Annotated in this window: 22 protein-coding genes, 1 tRNA gene and 1 pseudogene; 8 read left to right on the forward strand and 16 right to left on the reverse strand. The window is 62.1% G+C overall.

Annotated features, from left to right (window positions below; all coding sequences use genetic code 11):
- Positions 1-263: 263 nt before the first annotated feature.
- The 7 genes from QZ648_RS07265 to QZ648_RS07295 all read right to left on the reverse strand — a co-directional run bounded on the left by QZ648_RS07265 (position 264) and on the right by QZ648_RS07295 (position 6,693).
- Positions 264-707, reverse strand: a complete 444-nt coding sequence (locus tag QZ648_RS07265; protein ID WP_169065756.1) for a 6-carboxytetrahydropterin synthase — start codon at positions 705-707, stop codon at positions 264-266.
- A 121-nt stretch (positions 708-828) separates the two neighbouring features.
- Positions 829-1,266 (reverse strand): hypothetical protein, encoded by a 438-nt coding sequence (locus QZ648_RS07270; protein ID WP_169065757.1) that lies wholly within the window; start codon positions 1,264-1,266, stop codon positions 829-831.
- Between the two features lie 12 nt (positions 1,267-1,278).
- Positions 1,279-1,674 (reverse strand): CBS domain-containing protein, encoded by a 396-nt coding sequence (locus QZ648_RS07275; RefSeq protein ID WP_169065758.1) that lies wholly within the window; start codon positions 1,672-1,674, stop codon positions 1,279-1,281.
- A gap of 70 nt (positions 1,675-1,744) precedes the next feature.
- Positions 1,745-2,092, reverse strand: a complete 348-nt coding sequence (locus QZ648_RS07280) for a transcriptional regulator (RefSeq protein ID WP_169065759.1) — start codon at positions 2,090-2,092, stop codon at positions 1,745-1,747.
- Positions 2,089-3,591 carry a DUF1538 domain-containing protein gene (locus tag QZ648_RS07285; protein WP_169065760.1) on the reverse strand — a complete coding sequence of 501 codons (1,503 nt, stop codon included), beginning with the start codon at positions 3,589-3,591 and terminating at the stop codon, positions 2,089-2,091. The genes QZ648_RS07280 and QZ648_RS07285 overlap by 4 nt, the downstream gene beginning before the upstream one ends.
- A gap of 400 nt (positions 3,592-3,991) precedes the next feature.
- Positions 3,992-5,995, reverse strand: coding sequence for an acyl CoA:acetate/3-ketoacid CoA transferase (locus QZ648_RS07290; protein WP_291996563.1), 2,004 nt, complete (start codon positions 5,993-5,995; stop codon positions 3,992-3,994).
- Positions 5,996-6,093: 98 nt separating this feature from the next.
- Positions 6,094-6,693: a tetratricopeptide repeat protein gene (locus QZ648_RS07295; protein ID WP_291996564.1), complete on the reverse strand. Its 600-nt coding sequence runs from the start codon at positions 6,691-6,693 to the stop codon at positions 6,094-6,096.
- 173 nt (positions 6,694-6,866) lie between these two features.
- Between QZ648_RS07295 and QZ648_RS07300 the strand changes: the two genes are divergently transcribed.
- A complete protein-coding gene (locus tag QZ648_RS07300; protein WP_169065762.1) occupies positions 6,867-7,172 on the forward strand; it encodes a hypothetical protein in 306 nt (101 codons plus the stop codon).
- A 204-nt stretch (positions 7,173-7,376) separates the two neighbouring features.
- Here the strand turns inward: QZ648_RS07300 and QZ648_RS07305 are convergent, their stop codons facing one another.
- Both QZ648_RS07305 and QZ648_RS07310 read right to left on the reverse strand, forming a co-directional pair.
- On the reverse strand, positions 7,377-8,204 hold the full coding sequence (locus QZ648_RS07305; RefSeq protein WP_291996565.1) for a transporter substrate-binding domain-containing protein: 828 nt from the start codon (positions 8,202-8,204) through the stop codon (positions 7,377-7,379).
- An 11-nt stretch (positions 8,205-8,215) separates the two neighbouring features.
- Positions 8,216-9,616, reverse strand: coding sequence for a GntP family permease (locus QZ648_RS07310; protein ID WP_291996566.1), 1,401 nt, complete (start codon positions 9,614-9,616; stop codon positions 8,216-8,218).
- Between the two features lie 423 nt (positions 9,617-10,039).
- Between QZ648_RS07310 and QZ648_RS07315 the strand changes: the two genes are divergently transcribed.
- Genes QZ648_RS07315 through dinB form a run of 3 tightly spaced genes read left to right on the forward strand, consistent with a single transcriptional unit; the run spans position 10,040 to position 13,061 of the window.
- Complete coding sequence (locus tag QZ648_RS07315) at positions 10,040-10,564, forward strand: DOMON-like domain-containing protein (RefSeq protein ID WP_169065764.1); 525 nt, start codon at positions 10,040-10,042, stop codon at positions 10,562-10,564.
- 11 nt (positions 10,565-10,575) lie between these two features.
- Positions 10,576-11,787, forward strand: a complete 1,212-nt coding sequence (locus tag QZ648_RS07320) for a DUF1343 domain-containing protein (RefSeq protein WP_291996567.1) — start codon at positions 10,576-10,578, stop codon at positions 11,785-11,787.
- Positions 11,787-13,061, forward strand: a complete 1,275-nt coding sequence (gene dinB, locus QZ648_RS07325) for a DNA polymerase IV (protein ID WP_291996568.1) — start codon at positions 11,787-11,789, stop codon at positions 13,059-13,061. The genes QZ648_RS07320 and dinB overlap by 1 nt, the downstream gene beginning before the upstream one ends.
- Here dinB and QZ648_RS07330 read toward each other — a convergent pair.
- The 3 genes from QZ648_RS07330 to QZ648_RS07340 form a co-directional block, all read right to left on the reverse strand.
- Positions 12,991-13,437 (reverse strand): hypothetical protein, encoded by a 447-nt coding sequence (locus QZ648_RS07330; protein ID WP_169065767.1) that lies wholly within the window; start codon positions 13,435-13,437, stop codon positions 12,991-12,993. The two genes, dinB and QZ648_RS07330, sit on opposite strands and share 71 nt — an antisense overlap.
- Positions 13,434-14,036: a nucleotidyltransferase domain-containing protein gene (locus tag QZ648_RS07335; RefSeq protein ID WP_291996569.1), complete on the reverse strand. Its 603-nt coding sequence runs from the start codon at positions 14,034-14,036 to the stop codon at positions 13,434-13,436. Before QZ648_RS07335 ends, QZ648_RS07330 begins: the two co-directional genes overlap by 4 nt.
- 156 nt (positions 14,037-14,192) lie before the next feature.
- Positions 14,193-15,182, reverse strand: a complete 990-nt coding sequence (locus tag QZ648_RS07340) for an aldo/keto reductase (RefSeq protein WP_291996570.1) — start codon at positions 15,180-15,182, stop codon at positions 14,193-14,195.
- 360 nt (positions 15,183-15,542) lie between these two features.
- Between QZ648_RS07340 and QZ648_RS07345 the strand changes: the two genes are divergently transcribed.
- Entirely contained in the window at positions 15,543-16,670 is a 1,128-nt protein-coding gene (locus QZ648_RS07345) for a PQQ-dependent sugar dehydrogenase (protein ID WP_291996571.1), read from the forward strand.
- A 192-nt stretch (positions 16,671-16,862) separates the two neighbouring features.
- Here the strand turns inward: QZ648_RS07345 and QZ648_RS07350 are convergent, their stop codons facing one another.
- Complete coding sequence (locus tag QZ648_RS07350) at positions 16,863-17,078, reverse strand: hypothetical protein (RefSeq protein WP_211203654.1); 216 nt, start codon at positions 17,076-17,078, stop codon at positions 16,863-16,865.
- 247 nt (positions 17,079-17,325) lie between these two features.
- On the reverse strand, positions 17,326-17,856 hold the full coding sequence (locus QZ648_RS07355; protein ID WP_291996572.1) for a hypothetical protein: 531 nt from the start codon (positions 17,854-17,856) through the stop codon (positions 17,326-17,328).
- A gap of 386 nt (positions 17,857-18,242) precedes the next feature.
- Between QZ648_RS07355 and yghU the strand changes: the two genes are divergently transcribed.
- Complete coding sequence (gene yghU, locus QZ648_RS07360; RefSeq protein WP_169065772.1) at positions 18,243-19,118, forward strand: glutathione-dependent disulfide-bond oxidoreductase; 876 nt, start codon at positions 18,243-18,245, stop codon at positions 19,116-19,118.
- A 581-nt stretch (positions 19,119-19,699) separates the two neighbouring features.
- Positions 19,700-20,601 (forward strand): annotated as a pseudogene (locus tag QZ648_RS07365) (LysR substrate-binding domain-containing protein).
- A 363-nt stretch (positions 20,602-20,964) separates the two neighbouring features.
- Here QZ648_RS07365 and QZ648_RS07370 read toward each other — a convergent pair.
- Positions 20,965-21,987, reverse strand: a complete 1,023-nt coding sequence (locus tag QZ648_RS07370) for a metal-dependent hydrolase (protein ID WP_291996573.1) — start codon at positions 21,985-21,987, stop codon at positions 20,965-20,967.
- Positions 21,988-22,306: 319 nt separating this feature from the next.
- Between QZ648_RS07370 and QZ648_RS07375 the strand changes: the two genes are divergently transcribed.
- Positions 22,307-22,382 (forward strand) — tRNA-Lys (locus QZ648_RS07375).
- 156 nt (positions 22,383-22,538) lie between these two features.
- Here the strand turns inward: QZ648_RS07375 and QZ648_RS07380 are convergent.
- Positions 22,539-22,730 carry a DUF3077 domain-containing protein gene (locus QZ648_RS07380; protein WP_291996574.1) on the reverse strand — a complete coding sequence of 64 codons (192 nt, stop codon included), beginning with the start codon at positions 22,728-22,730 and terminating at the stop codon, positions 22,539-22,541.
- Between the last annotated feature and the right edge of the window lie 158 nt (positions 22,731-22,888).

Here is a 22,888-nt window from a genome sequence, read left to right on the forward strand (position 1 = left end):
TCAAACGGCGATACGTCAGAAATCGAAGCACCAGCCGAAGCGCTTCGGGAAGCGCTGGTACACTAGCGGTCATGACACGGCGAGATACCCCGGATCATGAAAGTCATGACCGCCCCCCCTCCACTTGCAGTGCGCATTCCGGCTCGCACGCCGGAATCGTGCGACGAGCAGGGAGCATGCTCCCTGAATTCCCCGCCTCACCCCCGGCCCTTCTCCCGCAAGGGGAGAAGGGAGGTTCGTGAGTCGCTTGCGCGACTTTCACATTAACCGCGCACCGCCTCCGCCCAGCAGTTGGGCGTCTCGTAGAGGCGCACGCGCTCGAGGCGCAACTGATTGCCGTAGCTGTCGCGATAGACCGCGTCGAGAATCGTAAACGCTTGCTGGGCAAGGTTCTCGGCCGTCGGCACGCAATCGAGCAGTACGGTCTTGTGGTCGGGTAAGGAGTGCAGGAAGTCGACCACCACTTGGTCGTCTGCCCAGGCGAGAAAGGCATGATCCCAGAGGTCGACCAGATGCCGCATGGCCAGCGCCTTCACTTCGGAAAAATCCATCACCATGCCGTTGGCCGGATCACCCGTCTGCTGAATGATCGCACCGCCAAGCGTGATCTCGAGCGCGTAGCGGTGACCGTGCAGGTGACGACACTGGCTCTTGTGGTCGGGAATGCGGTGGCCTGCGTCGAACTCCAGGCGGCGGGTGATAAGCATCTAAAAAACGCGAAGAAAAGAGCCGCGATTATAGCACCGGCGAGCTCGCCCTCCGGGCATGAGAGCACCACCACGGTCGGCGTAAAACGTCCGCACCCGCGCCGCCAGCTGGCGCCGCCACTCACTCGTGAACAGTGATCGGCAGCGCTGCCATTTCCTTGTACAGCAGCGCCAGCGGCGGCTTGCGTGAAATGGTGATGATCCGCGTCCCCGGCGGGTAAATCAGATGATAAGTGAGGAACATGTAGGCATCACCAGGACCGAGCAGCAACTCGCGCAAGGCGGCGTAACCGGGATGCCCGAGAACATTCATCTCGGCGTATGTCCGCTGGTTGAGCCGTACGCAGCGTTCGCCAAGCTCGAGCTGGGGCTGCTGCGCGCTGAGCAGTTCGTGGGTCAGAAGGCGCCGAATGTCGGGCAGGACGACAACGCCGACACTGTCGGCGCCAAGCAGCCATTCGACCGCCCGGCCTTCGCCGCCGGGATCAGGCGCATGGTCACCAAAAGCCTGGCACCAGCGGGGAATAAAGGCCGAATAGCGGCGAATGCTTTTTTCCATGACTGGCAAACTCTAGGTTTCTTTTGCGGCCCGTTCGATGAGACTGCCGACGACATCGGTATCCGAGACGAAGCCCTGCAGATCATTGTTGTCGATGACCAGCACGCTCTTCACCGCGTACTGGATCATCAGCCGCGCCAGGTAGCGCACTTCCAGGTGTTGCGAAACCTGTAGCGCCGGCTTCTGCGCGATGTCATAGACGTTGAGCAGGTCGATGTCGCCATCGTCGGCAATCACCGCTCTGGCGACGTCGCGATAGGCGATCAAACCATAAGCATCACCCGAGTGACGCTTCTCGACAACCAGCGATTTGACTCCGCGCTCCTTCATCATCATCAGCGCCTCGCGGACGGTAGCCAGCGGGTTGATGGTGATGACGCTTCTTTTCATGATTCCGGCAACCAGCATTGCTAGAACTCCTTCACTTGATGACCAGGGTCAGAAATCGAAAAACACCGGGGCCACGAGGCACAGCGACTCACAAGCCCTCTTCGACCTCACGGCGAAACAGCTTCATCTGCTCCAGCCCGATTCCGACGACGCTACCCAGCGCTATCGAAAAAGCCAGGCCGCCGCCGGGAAGATCGAGCTTCATCTGCAACTTGACCGCCCGCAGGATACGCATCGCCAGTTGCTGTTCAGTGACGCACAGCAGCAGGGACTCCTTGCGCTCCAGACCGAGGCCGAGAAAGGTCTTGCGTTCATTGTGCCGCAAGCCCTTGCCCTTGATGATCGTAAAGCCGGTCGCTCCGGCCTGCTGGAGCAGTTCAACCGCTCTGTTTTCGTCCTCGTCGGGAACGATCAACACGACAGCAGAGAATTTCATGAAGTTTGCTCCTTGACGGGTTTTCTTGACTTCTGCAGCAAGGTGGCGATGATGCCGTAGGACATGACAATAATCATCGGTGTTAATGAGGCGAAGGCAATCAGACCGAAGCCGTCGATCATCGGGTCCCGCCCCGGGGTGCGTTCGGCCAGCCCGACACCGAGTGCGGTGACCAGGGGCACGGTCACCGTCGACGTCGTCACGCCCCCGCAATCGAAGGCGATCGGAATGATAAAACGCGGCGCGAGCTTGGTCATGGCGATCACCAGCAGGTAACCGGGGATCAGCCAATAGGCAATCGGGGTCCCGTCTACGATGCGCGCACAGCCGACGACCAGGCCGAAGCCGACACCGATGGAAACCAGAGAGCGCAACCAAAAGCCCTTCAACTGGCCCAGGCTGACTTCGTCGGCCTTGATCGACAGCGCAATCAACGCCGGCTCGGCCATGGTCGTCGCGAAACCGATCAGAAAGCCGTAGAGATAGAGCACCCACATCGCCGCGCCGTCCTGCATCAGGCCACGGGTCATTTCGTCACCAAGCGGGAAGAGACCGATTTGCAGGCCTTCGTCGAACAGGTACAGGCCGACGGCGACGAAGAGCATGCCGACTGCCAGACCCTTGGGGTCGGCAAGCGGCCGCCGCAGAACGACAAAGCTCGCAAACAGGACCACGGCGATGATCGGCAAGAGGTTCTTGACCATGTTCAGAAAGCTGAGGAGCATCTCCACGGGGCCGAAGTGATGCCCGTCCATGGTGGGCATGATCAACACTGCGGTGCCGGCTGTAGCAGGGACAAAAAAGAGGATGCCGTAGAGCTGAATGATGATCATCGGCGCCAGCGCACCGAAAGCGATCAGACCGAAGCCATCGAGCATTGGATTGCGGCCACGAATGGTCGCCGCCAGGCCCACACCCATGGCAGTCAGCAGCGGCGCAGTGACCGTGGAAGCGACGACGCCGCCCGAATCGAAGGCCAGGCCGACCAGCTCCGGAGGCGAAAGCGCAGTCAGGCCAACGACGATCAGATAGCCCGGAATCAGGTAGAGAGCGATCGGATGGCCGAGCACGATGCGCCAGACGCCAACCATGATCGCCAGGCCGACGGCGAGGGCAGCCACCATGCGCAGGGTCGTTGCCCCCATGCTCCCGCCGGAAACTGCCTCGGCTTTGTAGGCCACGGCCATCAGTGCCGGCTCGGCGGCGACCGAAGCAAAGCTGATGCAAAAGGCAAAAGCCATTAGCCACAGAAAGGAGCCGCGGCGGGCAAAATCGAATGCCATCGTCTCACCGGCCGGAAAAATCGCGGCGTCCAGCCCTTTGACAAACAGTGCCAGTCCGATGAGGACCGCGGCAAATCCACCGACCAGAGCACCCAGGCTGTCGGGCATGCGCTGGATGAAAAACCACTGGAAGATGGCGACAACGATCAGCGTCGGCGCCAGGTCTCGCGCAGCTTCTTGCAGGAGTTCCCGGATCAGGCGTAGGAGCGACCCCATGCGCGCTAGGTCGCCGCAACCGCCGGCAGCGGGCGGCTCGGCAGTGGCGAGAGGGGACGACGTGCTTGGCTCATCGGCTCAAAACAAAAGAAAAAAAAGCTGTGCGGGCTATCGTCGTCATAGAGGCAGATGATGCCGCAGATCGCTCCACACGGCAAGGCTGTCGGCATGAAAAGACGAACGCGGAGGCCAAGTTCATGGGTGCGAACGCAAAACGGCTGTGCCACCAAGCCCAATGCAAACGACATGCAGCCGCGCAGCGCGGCGAAGCGCAGTACAGCGAAGCCCGTGCGGCGGCAAATCGCCTGCGCAAGCGGAGAGCAGGCCGACCCCAAAGGCGAGCCGGCCAGCAGAGAAGAAGCTCGGCAGCCCGCCGCCTCACCTCGTCAGGCCGACCAACTCATGGCCCGCGGAAATGCCCTTGTGCCTCGGCCTCACTGGCGAAAACCTGCGCTGCCACTTGCCGCTTCTCGAACTCCTCGGCCAGCTTCATGCGCAGGAAAGTGCTCGAGGTGTAGCGGGTGACATCGTGGTAGTGACGATCCATCAGATCCTTGACCATAGCGATGTAGGGGTCGACCAGTTCCGGCAAAATCGAGAAGCGGTCGTAATTGACGATCGTCTTGACCTTGTGAGCGAGCGGTGCCAACTGTTTTTCGACAGCTTGCCGAATCTCCTCGATCTCCGCTGCGCTGCGTACGCTCAAGCCGGAAAAATCGATGAAAAACAGGTTCTTGTTGGCGTCATACGAGAGGCGCTCGCTCATCGGCATGGCCAGCAATTCCTGGCGCAGCTGCATCGGGTCGTCGCTGAAAATGCGCGCCTCCATCAGCGCCGGAGCCCCGCGCATCACCGGCGTGAAGTCCATCCGGTCGAGAATGTCCTTCTGCAAGTCCACCCCCGGCGCGATCTCGACCAGTTCGAGTCCTTCGGCACAGAGGCGAAAAACGCAACGCTCGGTGATGTAGAGCACTGGCTTGTTCCACTTGACAGCCTGCTCGCCGCTGAAAGTGCGGTGTTCGACGGCAGCGACGAATTTCTTCGCCTTGCCGTCTTCGAGAATGCGCAGTTTGCCGTCTTCGACCATCACGTCCAGTGTACCCGCCGTAAAGGTGCCGACGAAAACCACTTTCTTGGCGTTCTGCGAGATGTCGATGAAGCCACCGGCGCCGGCCAAACGTGGACCAAACTTGGAAACATTAAGGTTGCCTTCGCGGTCAGCCTGGGCCAGGCCCAGGAAAGCGATATCAATGCCACCGCCATTATAGAAATCGAACTGGCTGGGCTGATCGATAATCGCCTGGGCATTGACGGCCGCACCGAAGCTGAGCCCACCGGCCGGGATGCCGCCGATAACACCGGGCTCGGCGGTCAACGTCAGCAGGTCGATGACCTGCTCCTCGGCGGCAACATTGGCCACCCCCTCGGGCATGCCAATACCCAGGTTCACCACCGCGTTGGTGCGCAGTTCGAGCGCTGCGCGCCGGGCAATGATCTTGCGCTCGCTCATCGGCATGGTCTCTATGGCCGACATCGGCACTTTGATCTCGCCAGCGAAAGCCGCACTGTACTGCTCGACAAAGGTCTGCATGTGATATTCGGGCTTTTCGGCGACCACCACGCAGTCAACCAGAATACCGGGGATCTTCACCTGACGCGGGTTCAAGGTGCCGCGCTCGGCAATACGCTCGACCTGCACGATGACAATGCCGCCCGAGTTCCTGGCGGCCATGGCAATGGCCTGCGCTTCCAGCGTCAGCGCCTCACGTTCCATGGTGACGTTGCCGTCAGGGTCGGCAGTGGTGCCGCGAATGATTCCGACGTGGATCGGAAAGCACTTGTAAAACAGGTATTCCTCGCCATCGATCTCCATCAGGCGGACGATGTCAACAACCGTCTTCTCGTTCAGCTTGCCGCCGCCAAAACGCGGGTCGACAAAAGTGCCGAGTCCGACACGGGTGATCGTTCCCGGCTTGCCTGCCGCGATGTCGCGGAACATGTGCGTAATCACACCCTGTGGCAGGTTATAGGCCTCAATACTATTGGAGACCGCAAGTCGCTGCATTTTGGGAACCAGGCCCCAGTGACCACCGACAACACGCTTCAGCAAGCCATGATGGCCGAAGTGATTGAGGCCGCGCTCCTTACCGTCGCCCTGCCCGGCGGCATAGAACAGCGTCAGATCACGTGGGCTGCCGAGGCCGGAGGCGTCGCTTTCGGCCGCCTCGAGAAAGCGCTGCTCGAGAGCCACGGCAATGTTCTCGGCAAAACCGATGCCGACGAAGCCGCCGGTGGCGACGGTATCGCCGTCATTGATGAGACCCACCGCGGCGCGGGCCGAAACAACCTTGCCGGTATCGGAAACGCGCAGCGAGGCGGCCATGGGGTGACGATCAAGCGACATGCGCTTCTCCTATGCTGGATGAGGTTGGCCGGCGATTGCAGCAAAGCCGGCGAGGAAAATGGTGATAGTACGACACGTTGCGGCCCACATCGGGTCGCTCAGAAAGGCATTTCGGGAACAAGCGGGCCAAGATCATCTTCTCGCCCGACGTCACGTACCAGCCTGGCGGCGAGTTTGGCGTCAAAATTGACCAGACGTTCGACGACCTCCGCGACCTGTTGCGGACACGCCGCGTGATGACAGGCCATTCCCCACAGGTAGTAAGCCTCGGCATGCATCGGTTGCAGTTCGACCGCGTGCGCAAACGCTTCGGCCGCTGCGGCGTGTTCGCCGAGACGAGCATGCGCCAGCCCCCTTCCGTACCACGCACGATCGAGCGCCGGCTTGCGGCGCAGCGCCGCGGAGAACGCAGCAATTGCCGCGCGCGAAGAGCCCGCCTGCTCAAGGACGAAACCATGGTTGTAATGCAGCTCAGCATCGTCAGGCGCCAGGCGCAGACATTCGACAAACCATTTGTCGGCCGCCGCGTAACGCTTGCTCTCGGCCGCGATAAACGCCAGATGACGTGCCGACGGCAGGTCGTCGGGCTGCAAACGATGGGCGACCAGATACTGGGCAAAGGCTTTTTCGTCGCGCCCGCAGAGGCGCCACAGCCAGGCCCGGGCATAATGTCGCCGATACTCAAAATTAACGCTCATGACAGTCGAGATCCATGGACCATGAAAGTCATGATCGTCCCCCTCTTCACTTGCCGTACGCCGTCCCTTCTCCCGCAGGGTGGAGAGGGGGAATTCGTGAGTCGCTTGCGCGACTTTTCCATTAATCTGCAGACACCACCGCAGCAAGACCGAGTGGATAGCGCGAAATTACCATGAGCCACCCCGATCTGTTTGTCGTCTCCATCTTGCGTGCCCTGGTCGAGGTCGCCCTGCTCTCGCTGCTCGGGCAAGGTGCAGTCGCACTTCTCGCTGGCGCCAGACGTGCCAGCAATCCGATCTATCGGCTGTTCGAGGTCGTCACCCGACCGGTTCTTGGCGTCTGCCGCCGGCTAACACCGAAAGTGGTCATCGACCGGCACCTCCCCTTCGTTGCCTTTTTCCTGAGCTTCTGGCTGTGGATCGTGCTCGCCTACGTCAAGCGCATGCTCTGCGAGCTGCACGGCCTGAGTGCTTGCTGAAGTGCCAAAGACCAAGGCGATTTCTGTCAAATAACATACCATCTTGCTTGTCTTTGCGCCCGTCTTCTGTGTTACGACAACAGTTACATAGTGCGACTATGCGCCTGTTGTCACGCCTTGAAACCGACCGAAAATCCGGCGCAATCTGGTACGTTCTTTTCCGGCAATCGCCTGAAGAGTCGCGTGCCAGGAGTCAAAACCGCCTCAGTTGGTCCACACCGGCTGGCTCAAACGCCGCCGCAGGTCATCGGGTATCGGCTCGATCTTCAGACGGTTGTATTGGTCGGCAATGCGCTGATAGGTGCCGTCCGCCTTCACTTCCTCAAGGGCCTTTTGCCATTTCTGCACTTCCGCGTCGGGCAGGTCTTTCGAGCCGGCGAGGTAGATCCCGCTCGCACGCACGATCTCGCCGAAGTTGAGCGCCTCGAGGTTGCCGCCGACCTCGCGCATGCCGTAGATGATCATCAGCCGCGGTGCGAGCCAGGCGTCGATTCGCCGTTGCTGCATCTGGCGCGCGTTCATCCACTCCTCATGATGGGGCCGGATACGCTTGAAGCCGCGCTCTTCGAGCAGCGCTTCGGCGCCAGAGTTGCTGAGCACGCCGATCGGGCGATCCTTGACCTTGTCGAGGCTAGCCACGTCGATGCCGGCGCCGCCGACGACAACCAGATCGTCGGTGTAGAGCTTTGCCAGCCAGCTGTACTTGTCTTCCCGCTCGGGACTGCGGGTCAGGGCCAGGATGCCGATGTTCGGCTGCGTCTGAGCGATGCGCTGCGCTGCGTCCCAGGGCATGAACTCGATGACGCCGCTGTGGCCGGCGCGCTTGGCCATCTCGCTCACCAGCTCATAAACGAAGCCTTGCTTGACGCCAGGCGTCTCGGTAACGCTGACTGGCGGGATCTGAAAAGTGTAGGGCGGAAGCTCTGCAGCCAGCAAACGCAGCTCGTCCGCCCTCGCCACCGCCTGCGCTTGCACGCCGGAGTGCGGCGCCAGGGCAAACAGGGCGGCAAGGAAAACGAAAAGAATGCGCACGTGCGTTCTCCTCAAAAAGTGCCGAACATGCCGTCGAGAATGATCACCAGAATCATCGCGATCAGCGGGAAAGCAACGGCGACCATGAAGATGTCGAAGTACGACTGCTTGTGGTTCAGCCTGCAAATGGCCAGCAGGGTGATCACCGCGCCGTTGTGCGGCAACGCGTCGAGGCCTCCGGAAGCGAGCGCGGCAACGCGGTGCAGGATTTGCGGGGAGATGCCGGCCGCCTGCGCCAGCTCAAGGTAGGTCTGCCCGACCGCCTGCAGCGCGATGCTCATGCCACCGGAAGCCGATCCGGTAATGCCGGCGAGCACGTTGACCACGATCGCCAGCCCGATTATCGGATTGTCGGTGAGCGACATCAGCCAGTCCCTGATGATCAGGAACGACGCCAGGCTGGCGATCACCCCGCCGTAGGCGACCTCGGAACCGACGTTGAGAATCGGCAGCATCGAACCGAGCGCGCCATCGGTCAGCGATTGGCGAACGTTGCTGAAACGCTTCCAGGTCAAGGCAATCAGCACCATGCACGCGATCAGCATTGCGAGAATGATCGCCCAGGTGCCGCCGACAGCGGAAACCGTCGTCTTGCCGTACTTCGGCAGCGCCAGGTAGTCGGTGTCCATGGCCGGGATAACGTACTTGCTGAAAATGAAGTTGAGTACCAAGACCAGAATAACCGGGATGATCGCCACGCCGAACGACGGCATGTCACCGGCGGGTGTCGACGTTGGCTCACCCGCGACGGCCGCCGGCTCGTCTTCACCGTAGCCTTCGCCGGCATTGCGCGCGCGCCGCGCACGCATCATCAGCCAGGCGCTGCCGCAGCCGAACATTAGCAGCCCGGCGATGACACCCAATCCCGGCGCGGCGAAGGCGTCGGTATGAAAATACGGCATCGGGATGGCGTTCTGGATCGCCGGCGAACCGGGCAATGCCGACATCGTAAAGGTGAATGAGCCAAGGGCGATGGCCGCCGGGATCAGTCGCTTGGGCAGGTTGCCTTCACGGAACATCTGAATGGCGACCGGGAACACCGCGAAAGCAACGACGAAAAGCGAGACGCCGCCATAGGTGAGGACGCCGCAGGCGAGGATGATGGCGATGATCGCCCGTTCCTTGCCGGTCCACTCGACGATCTTGTGGGCGATGGTCCGTGCGCAACCGGAGTCATCCATCAGCTTGCCGAAGACCGCGCCGAGCAGGAACAGCGGGAAGAACTTGATCAGGTAATTGCCCAGTGCGGGCATGAAGACCTGCGTGTAGGTGGCGATGATCGGCGCATCAAGCCCGCCGAAGAGCAGCCCGACCATGGCACAGATCGGCGCAATGATGATCACGTTCCAGCCGCGATAGGCGAGAACGATCAGCAGCACCAGCGATAGTACAATCCCCAGGATACCGAACACAGGCACCTCCATTGTTTATTTAGTTAGACGCCCCAGCGCTGCGAGGCGCAGTATCTACCCGTTTTGCGTGGCCAGTCAATTACAATCAATTACAATCAATTACAAATCTACAAAAAAAATCTTGAACTTTAATGTTCGTGACATGTCTCGGAAAGCCATGCGCCGGAACAACGCCGGGACCGATCACAATACTTGCAGTGTCGTATTGAGCCTTCCGCTCACCAAGCCGGAAGCTTCCAGGCTCACGGCCGGCCCAGCCCGTTGCGTTGCGCCAGGGCTTGCGACAACATAGCCACCTACTGCTTCTGCAACACGACCCGCGGCACCGCGCCGATCGCTTTGCCAAAATGCTTTTCCTCCGCCATGTTTCCGACTAAATTCACACACAGCTTGCGTCCGCACCCCGCCACTCCGGCACCTGTTGTGCGCAGCATCGAAGGGTGCGCAACATGGCGCACGGACGGCCATCTCGAACTGGCCTGGTGCCTGCGCGGCGACATGGCGCGCTTGCGGATACCCGAGCCACGCACACCGGACTGCACCGACGGCCTATGGCAACACACCTGCTTCGAGGCCTTCGTCGGCGTCGCCGGCGATGCGGCTTACCGCGAGTTCAACTTCTCGCCGTCCGGGCAATGGGCCAGCTATGCGTTCTCCGGCTACCGCCAGCGAGAGACAGCGATCATCGCCTTCACGCCACCGCAAATCGTCGCCAGGCTGTTTGCCGGCCGCCTGGAAATCGAGGCCATCATTGCGCCGCTCGACCTGCCGCCGATGGCCGCCACGGCAAGGCTGCAGATCGCTCTGGCAGCGGTTGTCGAAGCCGCCGATACGATCGACGGCTGCCACAGCTACTGGGCCTTGCAGCATCCGGCGGCGCTGCCGGATTTTCATCACCGCGATGGCTTCACGCTCGAACTGTCGCCATCGCCGCCCTCTCCTGACTGACGGAAAACCACATGCCCGCTATCGAGTTCGGACTCGACCGCCTGCTCAAGGGCCCGCAACTGCGCAAGCCGCTACTCGGCCGCCGACTGGCACTGGTCGCCCACCCGGCGTCGGTCAGCGCCGACCTGAGACACGCGCTCGACGCCCTTGGCGCGCTGCCCGAGCTACGCCTGAGCGCTGCCTTCGGGCCGCAGCACGGGCTGCGCGGCGACAAGCAGGACAACATGGTCGAGTCGCCCGACTTCGTCGACCCGGCGCATGGCATCCCGATATTCAGCCTGTACGGCGAAGTACGTCGTCCGACGCCGGCGATGATGGACAGTTTCGACGTCCTGCTGATCGACCTGCAAGACCTCGGCTGCCGCATCTACACCTTCATCACCACCCTGCGCTACCTGCTCGAAGCCGCGGCCGAGCACGGCAAGGAGGTGTGGATTCTCGACCGCCCAAACCCGGCTGGCCGCCCGCTCGAAGGATTGCTGCTGCGCCCGGGCTGGGAAAGCTTCGTCGGCGCCGGGCCGCTGCCGATGCGTCACGGCCTGACGATGGGCGAACTCGCCGGCTGGTTCATCGCCACGCTGGACCTCGACATCGAGTGCACAGTCATCACCATGCACGACTGGGCGCCGACAACCGCACCCGGCTACGGCTGGCCGAGCGAGCAGCGCAGCTGGATCAACCCCAGCCCGAACGCGCCGAACCTGTCGATGGCGCGCTGCTACGCGGGCACCGTCATGCTCGAAGGCACGACGCTCTCCGAAGGACGTGGCACGACGCGTCCCCTGGAGCTTTTCGGCGCACCGGACATCGACGCCGAGCAACTGCTAAAAACCATGCACGCCCTGGCACCGGACTGGCTACTCGGCTGCCGGCTGCGCGCCTGCTGCTTCGAGCCGACTTTCCACAAGCATGCCGGCAAGCTCTGCCAGGGAATACAGATCCACGTCGACGACGCCCACTACCAACACTCCCGGTTTCGCCCGTGGCGGCTGCAGAGCCTGGCTTTCAAGGCGCTGCGGCAAGTGCAGGCAGACTACCCGCTATGGCGCGATTTCCCCTACGAATACGAGCACGAGCGACTGGCCATCGACCTGATCAACGGTTCGCCCCTGCTGCGCGAATGGGTCGACGATCCAGCGGCAACACCGGCCGACCTCGACGCCCTGAGCCGCGCCGACGAAGATCTCTGGGAAGAAGAACGCCAGGCATACCTGCTCTACTGATGCCGGTCACTGACGCACAGCCCGATACGCCGCCAGCGCGCCGAATCGCCCATCTCGACATGGACGCTTTCTATGCCTCGGTGGAGTTGCTGCGCTACCCGGAGTTGCGCGGCCTGCCGGTGGTGATCGGCGGCAGTCGTACGCAGCAGCCGCTGCAGCTCGCCGACGGCGGGCGCCGTTTCGCGCGCCTGCGCGACTACGCCGGCCGCGGCGTGATCACCACCGCCACCTACGAAGCGCGCGCCCTCGGCGTCTTTTCGGCGATGGGCATCATGAAAGCCGCCAAGCTGGCACCGGAGGCGATTCTCCTGCCGGTCGATTTTCCCGCCTACCGGCACTACTCGCACCTCTTCAAAGCCGCCGTGGCGCAGCTCGCCCCGCAGATCGAAGACCGCGGCATCGACGAAATCTACATCGACCTCAGCACGCTCGCCGAAGACAGCCGGCTACTCGCGCAGCGCATCAAGGACGCGGTACGCGCGGCGACCGGGCTGTCGTGCTCGATCTGCATCGCAGCCAACAAGCTGCTGGCAAAAATCGGTTCCGACCTCGACAAACCGGATGGCCTGACACTGCTGAACGCGGAGGACCTCACCCAGCGCATCTGGCCACTGCCGGCGCGCAAAATCAACGGCATCGGCCCCAAGGCCAGCGAGCGGCTGGCCGCGCTCGGCATCCACAGCATCGGCGAACTGGCGCAAGCCGAAGCCGGTTTCCTACAACATCACTTCGGCCGCAGCTATGGCCGCTGGCTGCTCGCCGCCGCGCACGGTATCGACGAACGAGCGCTGAGCACCTCGTCCGAGCCGAAATCGATCAGCCGCGAAACGACTTTCGAGCGCGACCTGCATCCACGCGACGATCGCCCGGAACTGAGCGCAATTTTCACGGCACTGTGCACGCGCGTCGCCGAAGACCTGCGCCGCAAGGACTACCAGGGCCGGACGATAGGCATCAAGCTGCGCTTCGCCGACTTCCAGACCGTCACCCGCGACCTGACCCTGCCGGCCGCCATCGACGATGCGCAGGCCATCCGCCGCGCCGCCGGCGAATGCCTGCGGCGCGTGCCACTCGATCGCAAGCTGCGCCTGCTCGGGGTACGCGTCAGCGCGCTGTCGGCACGCGGCGCGGCAGAAGATCAGGCGCCACCGCGCCAACAAGAGCTGGTGTTTGGCGGCTCGGTCGATAGGCCGAGCTACTCAATCAGGAGAGAGCGGACGGGCGATGGCTCGCCAGCCACTTGCGCAGGAGATCATGAAGCGCGCGAGCGGTAGCCAGCAGGTCATCGGCCTCGCCAGCACTGGCTTCGACCATGCCACCGTATGCGGATGCGTTGCGCCGGGTATGGTAGCGATCGAGGGTGATCCAGACTTGCGGCGGAGCATCAACGGTGATTGCCAGGGCCTGGAAAACCACGGCCCGGTGACCACGGCCGCTATCCGGGCGGTAACCGTTGGCGCGCAAGGCAGCAAAAGCCAGGGCGTGTGCGGCATCGTAGGCAAGCATGAAACGGCCAGGCGGACTTAGCGAGGGAATGGCGGCGTCGGCCAGAAAAATGGCAGCCTTGCGCAGGGCTGTGGCGATTTCGTCATCGGCAGGCGGTTCCGCTTTGAGCTGGCCAATACGCACCAGGTTTTCAAGGGCGCTCACGACGCCACCGTCGGTTCAAGGGAGCCCCAAAGCGTAATTAGTTCGCCAGTCAGAACATTCTTCAAGAAGTAGTCGTCATTCTGACGCCTGAGCTTGTACTCCTCGGCACTCATCAGCGTCGGAGATATATGCATGCCAAGCGCTTCCTCCGCCTCGTGCAAGGGAACGGCCAGTTCGGAGAGACGAATTTCGCCGATAAGCAGCAAGTCAACGTCACTGTCGGCGCGCTGCTCTCCTCTGGCTACCGAACCAAAAATGATCGCACACCGAATGCGGCTGACGACCGGCTCGAGACAATGCCGAAGCTGGTCGGCAATTCCGAAGGACTTCCCGACCAGGCCGACGAGTTCCGGATATACCGCCGCGTCGGGGTTGGCGCGATAGAAAACGAGATTTCCTCGCGGCTCCCGGAGAATCAGTCCGGCAGCGGTAAGGCGCTCCAAGTCCTTGTGGACCTGGCTACCGCCCGTCCCCACGCGCCTGACGATTTGGCGAGTGTAGAAAGAGCTTCCCGGCTGCCCGAAGAGCAGCGCCAGCACGCCGCTCAGCGTTCTGCTGAACAAAGCATTGGCAATCCCCTTGCTGGCGGCGTTTGACATGGGCGACTCGGACCTGAAAACAGATCAATCGTACCTCATTCAGGTTCACCACGAAATACTCGCAGCGCCAGCCTGCCAAGGCCACAAAACATCATCGGCATCGGCTGCAAGGCCAGCGAGCTTCCCGCAACAGGCCGCAACTCGTCGGAGCGACCCTCAGCGATTAACAGCGCCCATCATGTTCGCCGGGTAGCGCTCGCCGGCAGCGGCGTTGAACGGGAACGCCTCGTCCAGCGCAGCCATCTGCACGGGCGTCAGCCGAAGGGCGAGGGCGCCGGCGTTCTCTTCAAGATACTTGCGCCGCTTGGTACCGGGGATCGGTACGATGTCGTCGCCCTGCGCGAGCACCCAGGCCAGCGCACGCTGGCCCGGCGTACAGCCGATCTCGGCGGCCATCGTCCTGACCTGCTCTACCAGCGCCAGATTCCGCGTGAAGTTCTCGCCCTGGAAACGTGGGCTCGAACGCCGGTAATCGTCGGCAGCGAAATCCTCGGGGCGCGTAATCGCCCCGGTAAGGAAACCCCTGCCGAGCGGGCTGTACGGAACCAGGCCGACGCCAAGCCGCCGGCACGTAGCCAATACCTCGCCTTCCGGGTCACGCGACCACAAGGAATACTCACTCTGCAACGCAGTTATGGGGTGCACCTTGTGCGCGCGTTCGAGCGTGCTGGCAGAGGCCTCGGACAAGCCGATGTAGCGCAGCTTGCCGGCCTGAACAAGCTCGGCAAGCGCGCCGACCGTGTCCTCGATCGGCACTTTGGGGTCAACTCGATGCTGATAGTAGAGATCGATGGTCGTCACCCCAAGGCGCCGCAAACTGCCTTCGAGCGCGCTGCGCAGGTACTCGGGGCGGCTGTCGAAACCGCGCACCGATACATCATTCGGATCGCGCAAGATGCCGAACTTGGTGGCCAGGAAAACTTCGCTTCGCCGCCCCCTGATCGCCCGCCCGACGAGTTCCTCGTTGGTATGCGGGCCGTACATATCGGCGGTGTCGAGAAAGTTGATGCCGAGGTCCAGCGCGCGGTGGATGGTGGCCATCGATTCGCTGTCATCACGCCCGGTGTAGAAATCGCTCATCCCCATGCACCCCAACCCAAGCGCCGATACCCGCGGGCCGCCACGGCCAAGTTGTCGCGTTTCCATCGAAGTCTCCGGGACAATAAAAGCATAGGCTAGCACGTGTCACTCAGCCGTCAAGCGATGGTTTTGGACCTGCGGCGGCAGAAATGTTCGCCGTTTGCCGCGCGGCACCGCCACTGCCGACCGAGAAACGCCTCTGATCAGCGGCCTATTCGCCACTTGTTTCAGCGCTGACGCTGCCATACTGACAACACCCATGTCGGTGAGGCCGAGCGGCTGCACGCTCACGGCATCCCCTATGACACGACGGTCAGCGACGACCCCTACAGTTCCCTGCCCGGCTGGCTGCACCCGCGCTGATCCCGTACCGCTTCAAGAAAACGCCGGTCCGACGACGCAGCCGGAAGAATGCGAGGAATTGCGATGCACAGAATTGATATTTGCTTTGCGCTTGCTTTGGCCGTTCTCCCGCTGACCCTGGCCGCGGATGCGTTACCGCTGCAGCGCATCCAGTTGCCACCGGGTTTCAGCATCGAGACCTGGGCGCGTGTCGACAACGCCCGGCAGATGGCGCTCGGGCGTCACGATGAGCGTGGCGGCACGCTTTTCGTCGGTTCGATGCAGGCCGGGAAAGTACACGCGCTGAGCTTCGGCGCCGACTACCAGGTGCAGGGTGTGAAGCTCATTGCCAGTGGTCTGCAGCGCCCGGTCGGCGTCGCCTACAAGGACGGGAGTCTTTATGTCTCGGCGGTGAACCGCATCCTGCGTTACGACCATGTTGAGCAAGGCCGGCAAGACCCGGCGCGCCCGCCAACGGCCGTGCTGGTGACTGACCGGCTGCCGACCGAGACCCATCATGGCTGGAAATTCATCGCCTTCGGCCCGGATGGCAAACTCTATGTGCCGATCGGCGCACCTTGCAATATCTGCGAACCCGATCCGCGACGCTACGCCAACATCCTGCGCATGAATGACGATGGCAGCGGCTGGGAAATAGTGGCCAGGGGAGTGCGTAATAGCGTCGGCTTCGACTGGCAGCAGCAGACCGGCGATTTGTGGTTCACCGACAACGGCCGCGATCTGCTTGGCGACGACCTGCCGCCCGACGAACTCAACCACGTCGCACGGGCGGGCATGCATTTCGGCTATCCGTACTGCCATGGTGGCGACCTGCCCGATCCGGAATTCGGCGCCCGGCGGCGCTGCGACGAGTTCGTCGCGCCGGCGCAGAAGCTGGCGCCGCACGCCGCTGCGCTGGGCATGCGCTTCTACACCGGGACGATGTTCCCCGCGGAATACCACCAGCAGATTTTCATCGCCGAACACGGCTCGTGGAACCGTTCGCGGAAGATCGGCTACCGGGTAACGCTGGTACGTCTGCGTGGCGAGAAGGCGATTGCCTACGAAGCTTTCGCCAGCGGCTGGCTCGATGCTGACGATGGCGAGAGCGTCTGGGGACGCCCCAGCGACGTGCTGGTGTTACCCGACGGCTCCCTGCTGGTGGCCGACGACCACGCCGGAGCGATCTATCGCATTACCTATCGCCGCTGAACTGCCGGCCATGCGCCTAAAGATCATGACAATCGAGACACCCCAGATCATGAAAATCATGACCGTTTTCCCCTCTTCCCCGACCCTTCTCCCGCGAGGGAAGAAGGAAGATTCGTGAGTCGCTTGCGCGACTTTCACATTCAAGGTCAAGCGTCAAGGCCGCCGACTTTGCCCGCGAGACGCAAATGCACATCAGTCCGGCGCGTGCGCGGGCGCGTGGAAGCGCTCGCAGCGCAGCCAATCGGCGGCAACGCCGTGTGTCGCTGCGGCGTCGCGCGCGGCATCGAGCAGTCGCGCCGGGCCGCAGACGTAGAACAGCGCGTCGGCGGGCGCGGCGGCAATCAGGCCTGGCACGTCCAGGCGTTCGCCGCGAAAATCAGAGTAACCGAGGGTGCGATGATCTAGCACCCGCAGGAAGCCGGCCGGCCCGCCGCGAAGTTTCGCCGACTGCCCATGCGGGTTTGGAAGGCGCGCACGCAGGGGGTGAACGCGATCTCGCTGTAGGCACGAGCCATGGTCATCTCCTTTCTTGAATTCATGGACTTCGCTGCACCGAAGTTGCGGCGGGTGCTCGGCGAGCCGGCTTGATCCAGGATTTCGCGAAAGACAGCACCCTGTGCGCCAAGCCCGTGCAAGGAGTCATGCAAGGTTTTCGTCATCGACTGCAAGGGGGCTGCACACCACTTAGCCCCGCCAGATTCGGGTGCTGCCCCGTTGAGTGCACAATGCCGGTGCTAGCGTCGAACATGACGTCAAAAAACTCCTGGGCATTCCAATCGTTGCAGAACAACCATGACCAGGCGAGTTGATTGCTCCGCGAGTAGAACTGTGTCCATTGCGATCCTGAAGGACCAAGAATGCGCAACACCTGATCCTGGCTCATTCCCGCCTGGACACGTGCAAAATTCTCGACGTTCAGCACCTTTTCGATGCGCTGAAGTTTGCCGTCCGGCCCAACATCCACCATGAAGGTCTGCGTGCCGGCCGGTCCACGCGGGTAGGCCAGTTGCTCGCTGCCATCCGGATTCTTCCAGGCCATCGCCGGCGACCCCATCGAGGCCATGACCTCCGGCAATGTCGACACCCCCGGCTTGAGATTACTGCCGCTGTAACCGGCGCACCCGGCAACAAGCAGTACACTTAAAACCAGCACGCCACGTAGCCATCCTGAAGAGTTACGATCCATCTCGCCTCCATGCGCGAAAAAAGTTGAGTTCAATTGACCCGCTCAGGGCACCCGTCAACAATAAGAAATCCGGGCGGCCTTTGGAAAGGATTTTTCACGCTGGTGGCGCCCCCAACATGGCCAAACTGTCGCCGCTCCCGCTTTTCGACCTAAACCACGCCGCCCCGGCCCCGGCGGTTCCTCAACAAGACCGGGCAGAAGGTGCTGCTCAAGCCGACATAGCCAGGGCATTCGCGCTGTGCCGGCGATAGTCTTCAAGCGTCGCCACCTGGTGAGCGGAGCACAAGGGGTGGAGAACGACACGCACATCCTGGAACCATTGTCCAAAATTCAGCAGAACCCGAACCCCGGGCTTGTCCCGAACATGAAAGGAAGAAATCAACATCATGTCTGACAGCAATAATTACCAAGCACCCAAAGTGTGGACCTGGGACGCCGAAAATGGCGGGAAATGGGCCAAGATCAACCGACCCATCGCCGGGCCCACCCACGCGGCCACGCTGCCGCGCGGAAAGCATCCTTTGCAGCTCTATTCGATGGGCACGCCCAATGGCCAGAAGGTCACCATCCTGCTCGAAGAGTTGCTCGCGCTCGGCGAGCCGGGCGCGGAATATGACGCCCACCTGATCCGGATTGGCGAGGGCGAGCAGTTCTCGACAGGCTTCGTCGAGGTCAATCCAAACTCCAAAATCCCGGCACTCTTTGATACCGGGAGCGGCAGTCGTGTTTTTGAAAGCGGCGCGATCCTTCTCTACTTGGCCGAGAAGTTCGGTCACTTCCTGCCCAGGAAAGCCGCGGCACGCACGGAGGTCATGAACTGGCTCTTCTGGCTGCAAGGCTCGGCACCCTACCTGGGTGGTGGCTTCGGGCATTTCTATGCCTACGCGCCCGAGAAATTCGAATACTCGATCAACCGTTTCACCATGGAGGTGAAACGCCAGATGGACGTGCTGGACCGCGAATTGGCCGAGCACCCTTATCTGGGCGGTGACGAGTACTCCATCGCCGACATCGCCACCTGGCCCTGGTACGGCAATCTGGTGCTGGGTGAGGCCTATGACGCGGGCGAGTTTCTGCAGGTTGAAAGCTACAAGAACCTGTGCCGCTGGAGCGCGGAGATCCTTGAGCGCCCCGCCGTCCAGCGTGGACGCAAGGTTAACCGCACTTGGGGCGAGCCGTCAGAACAGCTGCACGAACGCCACGAGGCCTCGGATTTCGATCTGAAAACCCAAGACAAACTGGCGCCTGCAAGCGCCGTTTGAGGCGCTTATCCAAACAGGAAAAAGGCACGCTGAAGTGTAACGACCACCCAAGTAACGACCACCCAACCCCGAAGCCGATGAAGCTTGCCCTGCCCGGCGAAGAGAGCGAGCCGCTGAATTGCCGGGCAGCCTCACTCGCGAGAGCATCGGATGAACACCTCCGGGGCCAGAAAAGCCGCTCACAGGCAAGAATGTGGCCCCGTTACAATCGCCGCCAGCTACCCAATCGGGGACCCCGATGAGCGACCGCGACAACGCTGCCATCCTTCAGACCGTGGCCATCAGCCTGGCCACCTGCGCTGTCGACCGCCTGCCGAACAACGCCAGGGCGCCCGGCTGCTAGCTGGTCGATGCTGAGCAGCGGCTGGCGATCTTCGTCCGCAGCAGCCAGTCGCAGGCGCTGCTCGCCAACATCCGCGAATGCTTCGACGGCGTCATCCCGGGGCTGATCGCCATTTGCGACGCCGACGGCGTCCCGAACATGGAGGGGTGATCAGCTGAGGCAAGCAAGACAATAATTCCGAACAGTTAAATAAACAGCATAAAATGAAGTTCAGAATTCGTGATGTGGATATAAATCAATGGATACCGAAAGCGTTCGCCTATTTGTCCTCGCGGCCGAAAGACTCAATATCAGCGCAGCCGGTCGCGAAATGGGCATGGCCGCGGCGGTAGCCAGCGTCAAACTGGCGAAACTGGAAAAACCCTTGGGGCGGATTTGTTACGTCGCTCGACACGGAAAGTCGCCCTGTCGCTGGAAGGAGCTGAATTCCTGCCCTACGCCAGGGAAATCCTCGCGCAGGAAAGTGCCGCACGCGCAGCCTTGGGACTGGGGCGCCCGATAGCGGTCGGCACCTTGCGCTTCGCCGCGTCCAGCACCTTTGCCCAACTCCACATCGCGCCGCTCGTGCCGGAATTCCTGCGACGAAACCCCGGCATCAAGCTCGACCTGCGGCTGTCCGATACGCCCTTCGATCTGATCGAGGGCAGCTTCGACCTTGCCCTGCGCAGCGCTGCGCTCGACAACAGTAGCCTCAAGTGCCGAAAACTGGCCGATGATCGGCGAGTCCTGTGTGCCTCACCCAGCTACCTCGAAGAGCATGGCATGCCCCGCCATGTGGAGGAATTGGCTGGGCATCAGTTGATCGGGTTCAGGGACTCTTCGCCGAAAGAGCTCATCGGTCGTGATGGGCAAAGAGGGCTGTTTGATCCGCGGCAGGCAGGGGGGCGACTGGTGTTGGATGACGGCTTGAGTCAGAAGGTCGCCACGCTCGCGGGAGCAGGAATTTCGATGAACTCGCTATGGAGCATTCACCGCGAGTTTGCCGATGGCACACTGCTTCGTGTCCTTCCGGAATATGAAATCAACGACCAGTCGGCCCTGTGGCTCGTCTATCCGAAATCAAACGTGCTGACCGCAAAAGTCAGAATTTTTATTGACTTTTTGTCGGAGAAGATCGCCGCATCGCCAGCCTGGGCCTAGTCGCCAAATCTCCTCGCCGAGCATCTTGCTGCTTCTCCGGGGCGGCCTAGACTCCCGTCACCACTATCAAAACGGGAGTCGCGATGAACCCAGAAACCCAGCCTGTCGACGAAACCGCACTGCTCGAATAGATGTTGCTGGTGCGCGCCTACGAGGAAGCGATGGTCGCCGGTGGCGGTTGGGGCGTCGGCGCGCAGCACAAGCACAAGCACAACGACGAAGCCTGGTTCATGCATCGCCCGAGTCTCAAGGTCGTCATGCGAAATCGCCGCCCAGGTCGCGGAAAAGGCCTTCGCGCCCGACGCAGCGACAATCTTCGCTGCGGCACGAAGCATCCGCGGCCAAGCCTCCCCCCTCCAGGCGTCACCCCGGAAGTGGGCCGTAACCGACTGCCGTACCTTTTAGCTCACGCCATAGCTCGCTGATTGGCACGCGGTTCTTGATCGTCCGGTCGACCCATTCGGTGGGACTTGCCGTACCGGGGTGGAAACGGACGCCCCAGATCGGCTCGAAACTGTCTGTACGCAGCGAGTAGCGCGCGTCGCCGATAACGCTCGGGTCGGCCGTGGCACGCGCCACCCAGCCGGCCGAAAAATAGTTGAAGCGCGCATAGTCGCGGCGAACGCGTTCATCGGCCAGCGCCTGCGGCGGCAGGTCTTCCTCCAGCAGCAACACGACCGTGCTGCCTTGCTTCCAGCTCGTCGCCGCGTTACTCACGACGCGCAAGCGGTCGGTGTAGAGAGTGTCGCCCGATTGATAGACCGATCGCCAGAGCAGCGGATTGCCGACCGTCGGAAACATCTCGGCACGATCGAGCGGATGGCCGCGGGCGGCAGCGATGCGGACTTGCATGTCGAGCGCGCGCTCGCGCTGCCAGGCCGCCGTCCCGACGTAGGCGACGCTGAGTGCCAGCGCCACAGCCGCCGGAAATCGCGAGCCACGGCGAACGGCGACGACCAGGCCGATCAGCAGCATCAAGGTCAGCAGCGGGCCGATGGTCGTGACCCAATGCCAGGCGACGCGCAGCGGCGAAAACGGCCACAGCAGGTGCGTTCCGTAGTTGGTACAGGCATCGAGCACGGCATGGGTTGCGTAACCGATGGTCGTGGCCGCCACAATCGGCCGCCAGTTCGGACGATGCCGCGCTCGTGCCAGCCAGGGCAAGGCGGCGGCGACGCCACCCACCGGAATGAAGGCCAGCGCGTGCGTGAAATGACGATGGTACTGAATCGCCAGCAAGGGGTCGTCGGAACTGCGGATCAGGATGTCGGCGTCGGGCAACACGCCACCGACGGCGCCGAGCAGCCACGCTTGGCGACCGAGGCGCGGGCCAAAGGCAAGTTGCGCGGCCGTAGCGCCGAGCAGGGCATGAGTCAAGGGATCCATCGGGCTTCCAGGGGGTGGTCAGGTTTTGGCGCAGAAGCCGGGACAGACCCGGCAGGAGAGAATCGGTTTCAGCCAGCGGCGTGCTTGGCGCACGCCAACCCACCCCTGACCATTCAAAATTCAGTGCTTCGGATTGCGGGCGACGCGCTGGCAAGCCGCCATTATCGCGCGAAGCAGCCAACGCATCCGAGTCCCCCGCCCGATCGACAGCGCATGGTCTTTTCTTGCCTGCCTCGAAGCAGCAGCATCCCCTACACTTTTCAAGCGACCATGGCATTGACAGGCATCTGACCCTTGCCTATAATTCGGCCCTCCTCGGGGGTCGGTAGCTCAGTCGGTAGAGCACTGGACTTTTAATCCATTGGTCGTGAGTTCGAGCCTCACCCGACCCACCAAAGAAATCAAGCAGATAGCCCGGCTCACAAGGTCGGGCTTTTTGTCGTCTCCAGAAGAGTAGGCAGATAGTAGGCGGATTCGAGCAATCCGAATCAATCCCGCCAACGAAAAACCCGGCACGGGACCGGGTCGGGGCATGGCTTGGCACGGCCTCGCTACTCCATGCGGTTCTCCATCTGAGCATTGACGACGGTGTCGACAAGGGCCTTTGCCATTTCAACGAGGTGAACGATTGCCCACCGGGCGCCATCGTCTAGGGCGTCCGAGTTGCTGCCCAGGCTAGCCGCCGTGCCCAGGAACGTCGAAGCCCCTTCAAGCGCGCGTTCGCTCGTGATGTCTTCGCTCACGACGAAGAACTGCCCAGGTCTGCCCGCTGGGACGAAGTCGGGCGTGTGTGGAAATCGGGTTTCTCGTTCATGGCACGCCTCAACCGTATCAAGGATCGGAGCCAGGGCCGCAGGCGGCTTGCGGTCGCTCACATGCGGGCGCTTCACATTCAGTGAGG

Source organism: Candidatus Accumulibacter sp. ACC012 (genome assembly GCF_907163155.1).
In the GTDB taxonomy this organism is placed as follows: domain Bacteria; phylum Pseudomonadota; class Gammaproteobacteria; order Burkholderiales; family Rhodocyclaceae; genus Accumulibacter; species Accumulibacter delftensis.